This window comes from Mesorhizobium sp. M0514, assembly GCF_040321145.1.
Classification (GTDB): domain Bacteria; phylum Pseudomonadota; class Alphaproteobacteria; order Rhizobiales; family Rhizobiaceae; genus Mesorhizobium.
Window position 1 is genome coordinate 1 of sequence record NZ_JAMYQZ010000140.1, and the last position, 9,336, is coordinate 9,336.

General features: G+C 62.6%; 13 protein-coding genes. 9 read left to right on the forward strand and 4 right to left on the reverse strand.

Annotated features, from left to right (window positions below):
• The coding region (locus NKI61_RS31065) for an aminotransferase class I/II-fold pyridoxal phosphate-dependent enzyme (RefSeq protein ID WP_352842180.1) at positions 1-266 on the forward strand (266 nt) is incomplete at its 5' end.
• A gap of 44 nt (positions 267-310) precedes the next feature.
• Entirely contained in the window at positions 311-1,345 is a 1,035-nt protein-coding gene (tdh, locus tag NKI61_RS31070; RefSeq protein ID WP_023739257.1) for an L-threonine 3-dehydrogenase, read from the forward strand.
• A 226-nt stretch (positions 1,346-1,571) separates the two neighbouring features.
• Here tdh and NKI61_RS31075 read toward each other — a convergent pair whose 3' ends face one another.
• The gene (locus NKI61_RS31075; RefSeq protein ID WP_031203942.1) at positions 1,572-2,006 is read right to left on the reverse strand and encodes a MarR family winged helix-turn-helix transcriptional regulator; all 435 of its coding nucleotides are present in this window, start codon (positions 2,004-2,006) and stop codon (positions 1,572-1,574) included.
• A 122-nt stretch (positions 2,007-2,128) separates the two neighbouring features.
• Between NKI61_RS31075 and hmgA the strand changes: the two genes are divergently transcribed.
• From hmgA to NKI61_RS31100, 5 genes are read left to right on the forward strand one after another with little or no spacing between them, the layout of a single operon-like run.
• A complete protein-coding gene (gene hmgA, locus NKI61_RS31080) occupies positions 2,129-3,442 on the forward strand; it encodes a homogentisate 1,2-dioxygenase (protein ID WP_352627455.1) in 1,314 nt (437 codons plus the stop codon).
• Between the two features lie 10 nt (positions 3,443-3,452).
• Positions 3,453-4,340 carry an MBL fold metallo-hydrolase gene (locus tag NKI61_RS31085; protein WP_352842182.1) on the forward strand — a complete coding sequence of 296 codons (888 nt, stop codon included), beginning with the start codon at positions 3,453-3,455 and terminating at the stop codon, positions 4,338-4,340.
• Positions 4,337-5,350, forward strand: a complete 1,014-nt coding sequence (locus tag NKI61_RS31090) for a fumarylacetoacetate hydrolase family protein (protein WP_352510774.1) — start codon at positions 4,337-4,339, stop codon at positions 5,348-5,350. The genes NKI61_RS31085 and NKI61_RS31090 overlap by 4 nt, the downstream gene beginning before the upstream one ends.
• 12 nt (positions 5,351-5,362) lie before the next feature.
• Positions 5,363-5,659: a hypothetical protein gene (locus NKI61_RS31095; protein WP_352510773.1), complete on the forward strand. Its 297-nt coding sequence runs from the start codon at positions 5,363-5,365 to the stop codon at positions 5,657-5,659.
• Positions 5,656-6,192 (forward strand): DinB family protein, encoded by a 537-nt coding sequence (locus NKI61_RS31100; RefSeq protein ID WP_352510772.1) that lies wholly within the window; start codon positions 5,656-5,658, stop codon positions 6,190-6,192. The genes NKI61_RS31095 and NKI61_RS31100 overlap by 4 nt, the downstream gene beginning before the upstream one ends.
• Positions 6,193-6,217: 25 nt before the next feature.
• Here NKI61_RS31100 and NKI61_RS31105 read toward each other — a convergent pair whose 3' ends face one another.
• The gene (locus NKI61_RS31105; RefSeq protein ID WP_352510771.1) at positions 6,218-6,418 is read right to left on the reverse strand and encodes a type II toxin-antitoxin system Phd/YefM family antitoxin; all 201 of its coding nucleotides are present in this window, start codon (positions 6,416-6,418) and stop codon (positions 6,218-6,220) included.
• Between the two features lie 57 nt (positions 6,419-6,475).
• Positions 6,476-7,591, reverse strand: a complete 1,116-nt coding sequence (hppD, locus tag NKI61_RS31110; protein ID WP_352510770.1) for a 4-hydroxyphenylpyruvate dioxygenase — start codon at positions 7,589-7,591, stop codon at positions 6,476-6,478.
• 138 nt (positions 7,592-7,729) lie between these two features.
• On the opposite strand from hppD, the gene NKI61_RS31115 reads away from it, so the two are divergent.
• Positions 7,730-8,197 carry an Lrp/AsnC family transcriptional regulator gene (locus NKI61_RS31115; RefSeq protein WP_352510769.1) on the forward strand — a complete coding sequence of 156 codons (468 nt, stop codon included), beginning with the start codon at positions 7,730-7,732 and terminating at the stop codon, positions 8,195-8,197.
• Between the two features lie 223 nt (positions 8,198-8,420).
• Here the strand turns inward: NKI61_RS31115 and NKI61_RS31120 are convergent, their stop codons facing one another.
• Entirely contained in the window at positions 8,421-8,759 is a 339-nt protein-coding gene (locus tag NKI61_RS31120) for a protein tyrosine phosphatase family protein (protein ID WP_352592462.1), read from the reverse strand.
• Positions 8,760-8,966: 207 nt separating this feature from the next.
• Here NKI61_RS31120 and NKI61_RS31125 point away from each other — a divergent pair, with 207 nt between their 5' ends.
• Positions 8,967-9,311 carry a RidA family protein gene (locus NKI61_RS31125; protein ID WP_352842186.1) on the forward strand — a complete coding sequence of 115 codons (345 nt, stop codon included), beginning with the start codon at positions 8,967-8,969 and terminating at the stop codon, positions 9,309-9,311.
• Positions 9,312-9,336: the final 25 nt, after the last annotated feature.

Consider the following 9,336-nt stretch of genomic DNA (forward strand, 5'->3'; position numbering starts at 1 on the left):
CCGAGATGGGCAAGCTCGGCTTCACGTTGGCCGGCGCCGATCACCCGATCATCCCGGTGATGCTGGGCGATGCGAGCCTGGCGCAGGAAATGGCGGCGCGCATGCTGAAGCGCGGCATCTATGTCATCGGCTTTTCGTTCCCGGTGGTGCCGAAAGGCCAGGCGCGCATCCGCACCCAGATGTCGGCGGCGCATTCCACCGTCGACATCGACCGCGCCGTGGCAGCGTTCGCGGCGGTGGGAAAAGAGTTGGGCGTCATTTCCTGATCGCCAAAAGCGATTCCGGATCAAGGGATTCAAGGGACAAAAGCATGTCGAACATGATGAAGGCGCTGGTGAAGGCCAAGGCCGAACCGGGCATCTGGATGGAAGAGGTACCGGTGCCGGAGATCGGCCCCAACGACGTGCTGATCAAGGTCAAGAAGACGGCGATCTGCGGCACCGACGTCCACATCTACAATTGGGACCAGTGGGCGCAGAAGACCGTGCCGGTGCCGATGGTGACCGGCCATGAATTCGTCGGCACGGTGGCCGATTTCGGCGCTGCGGTCACCGAATACAAGGTCGGCCAGCGTGTCTCCGGCGAAGGTCACATCGTCTGCGGCCATTGCCGCAATTGCCGCGCCGGCAGGGGGCATCTCTGCCGTAACACGCTCGGCGTCGGCGTCAACCGCCCCGGCGCCTTCGGCGAATATCTGGCGATCCCGCAGCACAATGTCGTGCCGATCCCCGACGATGTGCCCGACGAGATCGCCGCGATCTTCGATCCCCTGGGCAATGCCGTCCACACCGCTCTGTCCTTCGACCTGGTCGGTGAAGACGTTCTGGTCACCGGCGCCGGGCCGATCGGCATCATGGGCGCGCTCGTTGCCCAATGTGTGGGGGCGCGAAAAGTCGTCATCACCGACATCAACCCGGTGCGGCTGGCGCTGGCCAAAAAGCTCGGCGTTCAGCATGTCGTCGACGCCTCGAAGGAAAAGCTGCGCGACGTCATGCCGGCGCTCGGCATGACCGAAGGTTTTGACGTCGGCCTCGAAATGTCCGGCGCCGCGCCCGCCTTCCGCGACATGATCGACACCATGAACAACGGCGGCAAGATCGCCATTCTCGGCATCGCGCCGACCGGCTTTGAGATCGACTGGAACAAGGTCATCTTCAAGATGCTGCACTTGAAGGGCATTTACGGCCGCGAGATGTTCGAGACTTGGTACAAGATGATCGCCTTGGTGCAAGGCCCGCTGGATGTCAGCGGCCTGATCACGCATCGGATCGGTATCGATGATTTTCAGGCGGGGTTCGATGCGATGAGGAGCGGCAGTTCGGGTAAGGTGGTGATGGATTGGTGAGGGTGCGGCTGAGCGCTATCCGCTGGAAATGTCGGCGCGAGGCACCCCCCTCTGGCCTGCCGGCCATCTCCCCCGCAAGGAGGGAGATTGGCAGCTTTGACGGCTCGCCAACCTCTGCAACATTGGAGATTGGCGAAAGCCTTCGCGACATCTGATCTCCCCCCTTGCGGGGGAGATGTCCGGCAGGACAGAGGGGGGTGTGAAGGATCACGGCGGAGCAGATTCTTTATTCACCCAACGCTCCCTCCAGCGCCGCCACGCCGCTCACAATCGCTGTCCGCTCCTCTGTGCTCAGCCTCTCCAGCAACTCCCGTTCAAACGCCTTCGCCAGCGGCACCATTTCGCCATAGGCCGCCAGCCCCGCCTTGGTCAGCGCCAGATGCTCTACACGTCGATCATTCTCGTCGGTTGTGCGTACCAGCCAGCGTCGCCGCTCGAGCTCGGCCACGGCGCGCGACACCTTGGTCTTGTGCATGGCCGACTGTTCGCCAAGCGCTGTCGCCGTCATGGTGCCGCGCTGTCCGAGCCCTGACAGCGTGCGCCATTCCGGCCGCGTCAGGCCGTGGCGGTCGCGGTAGATTTTTGAAAACTCGCGGCTGACGGCGTCGGCCAGCCGGTAGAGCCGATAGGGCAGGAAGCTTTCGAGTTCGAGGATTTCCATCTGCACCATGGATGCGGCATTCGCCCGTTGATAGTTACATTTTCGATGGTTACAAATGAAACCAGTTTGGTCAACATCGCCGGCAAGCAGCGCTTCGCGGGGCCGGGTTCAGGGAGGATCGGATGAGCTTTTCCTACATGCCGGGCTTCGGCAACGACTTCGAAACCGAGACGCTGCCCGGCTCGCTGCCGCAGGGGCGGAACTCGCCGCAACGGCCGGCTTACGGGCTCTATGCCGAACAGCTCTCGGGCTCGCCCTTCACCGCGCCGCGCGGCACCAATGAGCGCTCCTGGCTCTATCGCATCCGGCCGAGCGTAAAACACACCGGCCGCTTCAAGGCGGTGAGCTATCCCTTGTGGAAGACCGCCCCCAATGTCGGCGACCACGAACTGGCGCTCGGGCAGTATCGCTGGAGCCCGGTGCCGATGCCGAGTGAGCCGACCGACTTCATCGCCGGCATGCGCACCATCACCACTGCCGGAGATGTGCTGGGCCAAAGCGGCATGGCCGCGCATGTCTATGTCGCCAACCGATCGATGGTCGACGATCATTTCTTCAATGCCGATGGCGAGTTGCTGATCGTCCCCCAGGTCGGCACCTTGCGCTTCGTCACCGAGATGGGTGTCATCGAGCTGCGGCCCGGCGAGATCGCCGTGCTGCCGCGCGGGCTGGTGTTCAAGGTCGAGCTCATCGACAAGGAAGTGCGCGGCTATATCTGCGAAAACTACGGCGCCAAGCTGACGCTGCCGGACCGCGGCCCGATCGGCGCCAACTGCCTGGCCAACCCACGCGACTTCAAGACGCCCAGCGCCTGGTTCGAGGAGAAGGAGACGCCGTGCCGGCTGACGGTGAAATGGTGCGGCAATTTCAACGTCACCGAGATCGGCCATTCGCCGCTCGACGTCGTCGCCTGGCACGGCAACTATGCGCCCTACAAATATGATCTGGCGACGTTTTCTCCGGTCGGCGCCATCCTGTTCGACCATCCCGATCCGTCGATCTTCACCGTGCTGACGGCGCCGAGCGGCGAGGAGGGCACCGCCAACATCGACTTCGTCATCTTCCCGCCGCGCTGGCTGGTGGCGGAGGATACGTTCCGCCCGCCCTGGTACCACCGAAACATCATGAGCGAGTTCATGGGCCTGATCCACGGCCAGTACGACGCCAAGGAAGAAGGTTTTGTCCCGGGCGGCATCAGCCTGCACAATCTGATGCTGGCCCACGGCCCAGACGCGCCTGGCTTCGAAAAGGCCTCGCGCTCGGAGCTGAAACCGGTCAAGCTCGACAACACCATGGCCTTCATGTTCGAGACCCGATTCCCGCAAATGCTCACCCGCTACGGCGCCGAGCTTGAAACGAGGCAGGACAATTACATCGATTGCTGGACCGATCTGAAGAAGCGTTTCAACGGCACGCCGGAGGGCGACTGGTCTTGAGATCAGCCCAATGAACGACCGGCTGGTGCTTCTCGGCTCCAAGGGCGGCCCTGCGCTGCGGCCGGGCGGGCCGTGGCCGAGTTCGTCGCTGCTGGAACTGGGCGGGCGAACCATCGTCGTCGATTGCGGGCTCGGCGTCACACGCGGCCTGGTCGATTCCGCCGTCAGCCTGAAGGCGCTCGACCTGGTCTTCATCACCCATCTGCATTCCGACCATGTGCTGGAACTGGGCCCGTTGCTCCACACCGCCTGGACCGCCGGGCTCGCCAGCCCGGTGACGCTGTTCGGACCGCCCGGCACCGGCCAATACTGGCGCCGTTTCTGCCAGGCGATCGAGTTCGACATCGAAATTCGCATCGTCGATGAGGGCAGGCCGGACATTCGCGAACTGGTTTCGATCGTGGAATTCGGCGAGGGCGAGATTTTTGCGCAGCGCGGCCTGAAGGTCTCGGCACTGCGCGTCGACCATCCGCCGGTGACCGACTGTTTCGCGCTGCGCTTCGAGCATGGTGCGAATAGCGTCGTGTTCTCGGCCGACACAGCCTTCTTTCCGCCGCTCGCAGGCTTTGCCCGAAATGCCGACATTCTCGTCCATGAGGCCATGCTGGAAGAAGGCATCGAGCGGCTGGTCGCCAGGACCGGCAATGGCGCGCGGCTGAAAGAGCATCTGCTTGCCAGCCACTCATTTGCCGAGCAGGCAGGCCGCATCGCCAGCGATGCCGGGGTGAAGAGGCTGGTGCTCAACCACCTCATTCCGGCCGATGATCCCGAGATCGGCGAGGCCGACTGGGAGGCTGCTGTTAGGAAATCGTGGGTGGGTGACTTGACGATTGCCCGCGACGGCCTTGTTGTGAACTTAGACGGCGCCAAAGCCGCATCAGGAGAGGAAACCGCATGAAGCTTGCCACATTGAGGGACGGGACGCGCGACGGAAAGCTTGTCGTCGTCTCGCGCGACCTGACGCGCTTCACCGACGCCTCGTTCCTGGCGCGCACGCTGCAGGCCGCACTCGACGACTGGCAGCGGATTTCGCCGCACCTGGCGACGATCGCCGAATCGCTGGAGAACAATGCGGTGCCGTCGGCACGCTTCCATGAGCATGACGCCCAATCGCCGCTGCCGCGCGCCTATCAATGGGCCGATGGTTCAGCCTATGTGAACCATGTCGAGCTGGTGCGCAAAGCCCGCGGCGCCGAGATGCCGGCAAGCTTCTGGACCGATCCGCTGATCTACCAGGGCGGCTCGGATTCCTTTATCGCGCCGCGCGATCCGATCCGCGCGGCGGACGAAGCCTTCGGCATCGACATGGAGGCGGAAGTTGCCGTCATCGTCGACGACGTGCCGATGGGCGCCAGCCTCGACCAGGCGCGCGCCGCCATCCGGCTGGTCATGCTGGTCAATGATGTGACGCTGCGCGCGCTCACCGGACCCGAGCTCGCCAAGGGGTTTGGCTTCTTCCAGTCGAAGCCGTCCTCGGCTTTTTCGCCGGTGGCGGTGACGCCGGACGAACTCGGCGACGCCTGGGATGGCGGCAAGGTCAACCTGCCTCTGCTCGCCGACGTCAACGGCAAGCCGTTCGGCCGTGCCAATGCCGGCGTCGACATGACCTTCGACTTCCCGGCGCTGATTGCCCATGCCGCAAAGACACGGCCGCTGGTTGCCGGCACCATCATCGGTTCCGGCACCGTCTCCAACAAGCTGGATGGCGGGCCGGGCAAACCGGTGGCGGCCGGCGGCGCCGGCTATTCCTGCATCGCTGAACTGCGCATGATCGAGACCATTGAGTCTGGCGAGCCCAAGACGCCGTTCCTACGCTTTGGCGATACGGTGCGTATCGAGATGAAGAATAAAAGCGGAAACTCGATCTTCGGCGCCATCGAGCAGAAGGTCGAGAAGTCCCAGGCATAAGAGGGGGCAATAGTGACGGGAGAGGCGTTCTACCTGCTGGCCGGCGTCTGGGCGCTGGCCATTCTGGTGGTCTTCATCCAGGCGATCCGGCTGAGCTACCGCATCGAGGCGCGCTCGCCCGATCTGACCAACCGCAGTGGCTACCCGCGCAAGTCGATGATGTTCCACACCATCACCAACACCAATGTGGCGCGGGACGAGGAGACGCAGGCGATGCGGCGGCGCATGAACCGGCTGCTGCTGATCGTTGTCGCCGGCTTCGCGGTGATGGCGGCTGGCATTGGCCTGATCAGACGAATGAACGCGTGACCCTGCTAGAGCATTTCAGCCGCATGGCCGGCAACAATCTCTGGTCGAACGACCGGCTCTATCGCGCCGTGCTTGCGCTGAAGCCCGGCGAATTCGAAGCCGAGCGCACAAGCTTCTTCCCGTCGATCAAGGCGACGCTCAACCACATCCTCGCGGTCGATCATCTCTATCTCGATTTTCTCGAAGAAGGCGGCGTCGGTGCGGCCGCTTATGACGACTACGTGCCGTTCGATGTGCCGCAGGCGCTGTTTGCCGCTCAGGTCGCGGCCGACTGGCGCCTGATCGCCTTTTGCGAGAAGCTGTCGGAGGCGGATCTCGACCGTCAGGTCATCACGGACCGGCGCGAGGACGGCATGATCCCCGAAAAGATCGGCGACATTCTCGCCCATGTCTTCCTGCACGACATCCACCATCGCGGCCAGGTTCACGCGATGCTCTCGGGCAGCTCGGTCGCGCCGCCGCAGCTGGACGAGTTTTTGCTCGATTATGATTTGAAGGTGAGGAAAGAAGAGGTCGAGCGGTTGGGCCTCTGACCTTTATCTGGTGTACTCGTTCCATTCAGGGCCGAGTTTGTCGAACGTCAGAAATCCAAATCTTGCCCTTCAGGGCACCTATGCGCGACAACAAGTCTTCTCGAACTGGTGGCACGAGCCGCGCCGCGATCTTGCCGTGATGAGTGATGACTATCTCCTCGCCGGCCTCCGCGCGGCCGACGAGTTCCGTTAGTTTGGCCTTTGCTTCGGTTATGGAGACGTTCACGGCTTGACCCCTTTTATCGAAACTTAGATCAAGGCCCATCGAGCCGCAAACGGGGGTTCAGGCCGCCTTGCCGTCGACCTTGATCACGCCGCGCTTGATCTGGTCCTGCTCGATCGACTCGAACAGCGCGCGGAAATTGCCTTCGCCAAAACCTTCGTCGCCCTTCCTCTGGATGAATTCGAAGAAGATCGGGCCGATCACGGTTTTGGAGAATATCTGCAGCAGGATCTTGGTCATGCCGCCGTCGACCACGCCTTCACCGTCGATCAGGATGCCGTGCTTCTTCATCCGCTCGATCGGCTCGTCATGCCCGTTCACCCTGTTGTACGACATGTCGTAGTAGGTCTCCGGCGGACCGGGCATGAACTTCAGCCCATTGTCGGCAAGCTTGTCGGTGGCGGCGTAGATGTCGTCGGTCCCGACGGCGATATGCTGGATGCCTTCGCCATTGTACTTCTTCAGATACTCGGCGATCTGGCTGGTGTCGTCCTTGGACTCGTTCAGCGGGATACGGATCTTGCCGCAGGGCGAGGTGATGGCGCGGCTGACGAGGCCGGTGATCTTGCCGTCGATGTCGAAGAAATGGATCTGCTTGAAGCCGAACAATTCGCGATAAAAGTCCCACCATTTGTCCATCTGGCCGCGATAGACATTGTGGGTGAGGTGGTCGAGGAAATAGAAGCCGACGCCTTGCGGCCGCGGGTCGCGTTCGCCCAGCCACTCGAACTCGGCATCATAGGCCGGGCCCTTCTTGCCATAGGCTTCGATGAAATAGAGCAGCGAGCCGCCAATGCCGACAACGGCCGGCACGTCGAGCGCCTTGTCGTTGCCGTCGTAGGGCGTGGCGCCTTTCGATACCGCATGCTCGAACGCATGCTTTGCATCGACCACGCGCCAGGCCATCGAGGCGGCGCAAGGGCCGTGCTTGTCGACGAACTTCATCGCGTGCGAGCCGGGCTCGGCATTGACGACATAGTTGATGTCGCCCTGGCGCCAGACGGTGATGTCTTTCCTGCGGTGCTTGGCCACCGCGACATAGCCCATGCGGGTGAACAGTTCGGCGAGCTTCTGCGGCTCCGCATGCGCGAACTCGACGAACTCGAAACCGTCGGTGCCGGCGGGGTTTTCCTTGCTGATCTTTGCGGGCGGGGCGTCGTGCGGGAAGGGACCCATGGCATTCCTCCAAACGGATGGTGGCCGCATCGGACCACAACATATCAATCATAGCGCGAAGCGGCCGCACGGTGCTTGCATTCAAACGCTTGAAATGATCATCTCGTGCGTAGTTCATGCATGATTGGAGGTGAATCCATGAATGACGTGCGCATCGACCAGTTCGACCGCAAGATAATGGCTCTTTTGCAGGGGGACGCGCGGCTTACCAACAACGATCTGTCCGAGAGGGTGAACCTGTCGGCATCGCAGTGCTCGCGCCGCCGCCAGCGGCTGGAGGAAGACGGCTTCATCAAGGGCTATCGCGCCGTGCTCGACCGCGACAAGCTTGGATTCTCGCTGGTCAACGTCATCTCGGTGACGCTCGCCACCCACAACCGCGACAATGCGCGGCGCTTCGGCGAATTGCTGGCGCGGCTGCCGGAAGTGCAGGAGGCGCACGCGCTGACCGGTGAGATGGACTACATCTTGAAAGTGGTGACCCCCGATCTCAAATCATTGTCGGAATTCGTCAACGGCGTGCTCCTGCCGCACGAATCCGTGCAGCATGTGAAGACGGCGATCGTGTTGGAGACGCTGAAGGAGACCGGCGCGCTGCCGATCTAGTTTGAGAGAGTTTCAGTTGATACGTCGGCGGGACAGCACCCCCCTCTGGCCTGCCGGCCATCTCCCCCGCAAGGAGGGAGATCAGCAGCTTTGTCGATAGCGCTCATCCTGCAACGTCGGCGATTGGCGAAGAGCGAAGGCGACATCCGATCTCCCCCCTTGCGGGGGAGATGATGTCCGGCAGGACAGAGGGGGGGTGAGGGATCGCCAGCGCCTCAGATGCTCACCCCTTGGACTGCTGAATCAGCCCGTAGAGGTTGGTGCAGCGCGCGCCGGAGCGGCAATAAGCAAACACCGGTCCCTCAAGCGCGTCAAGCGCCTCGGCCTGGTCCTCGACATTCTCGGCCGTGATCTGGCCGCTGATCACCGGGATGTAGCGGAAGGCCAGCCCCGCGGCTTCGACCGCCGCCTTGACGCTGTCGGCTGAGGGTTGGCCGGGCTGCTCGTCATCCGGCCGGTTGCAGATCACGCTCTTGAAGCCGGCTTCCTTGATGGCGGCGGCGTCTTCGGGCTGGATCTGGCCCGAGACCGAATAGTCCTCGCTGATTTCGCGATATTCCATGGCTCTCATCCTCGCAATCTGGTTTGGCGCAATGTCTTGCCACTCTCACACGAGGTCGGCAATCCGCGCCGGAAAGAAATCCCTCGGCGCAGATAGACATTTGCGGCCCAAGATCCAACCCAGGCTCAAGAGGTTTCGCGCTGTTGGCCTTGCCCGGAGGCGGCAGCGACTCTAAACAGGCGCACCGACAAACGAAGGAACCATCCCATGAGCATTCGTCGCATCGATGTTGGCCCGCGCATGAGCCAGATCGTCATCCACGGCAACAACGTCTATCTCGCCGGCCAGGTCGGAACGCCCGGCGCCAGCGTTGGCGAACAGACCAGGTCGATCCTCGCATCTATCGACGAACTGCTGGCCAAGGCCGGCACCGACAAGACCAAGATCCTGCAGGCGATCATCTGGCTGGCCGATATGGGCACCTTCGCCGAGATGAACAAGGAATGGGACAAGTGGGTCCCGCAAGGCAACACGCCCGCCCGCGCCACGGGTGAGGCCAAGCTTGCAGGGCCGGAATACACTGTCGAGATTATTGTTACGGCGGCGATTTAGAGCGCGGCGCCTTACCCTCCCCCTC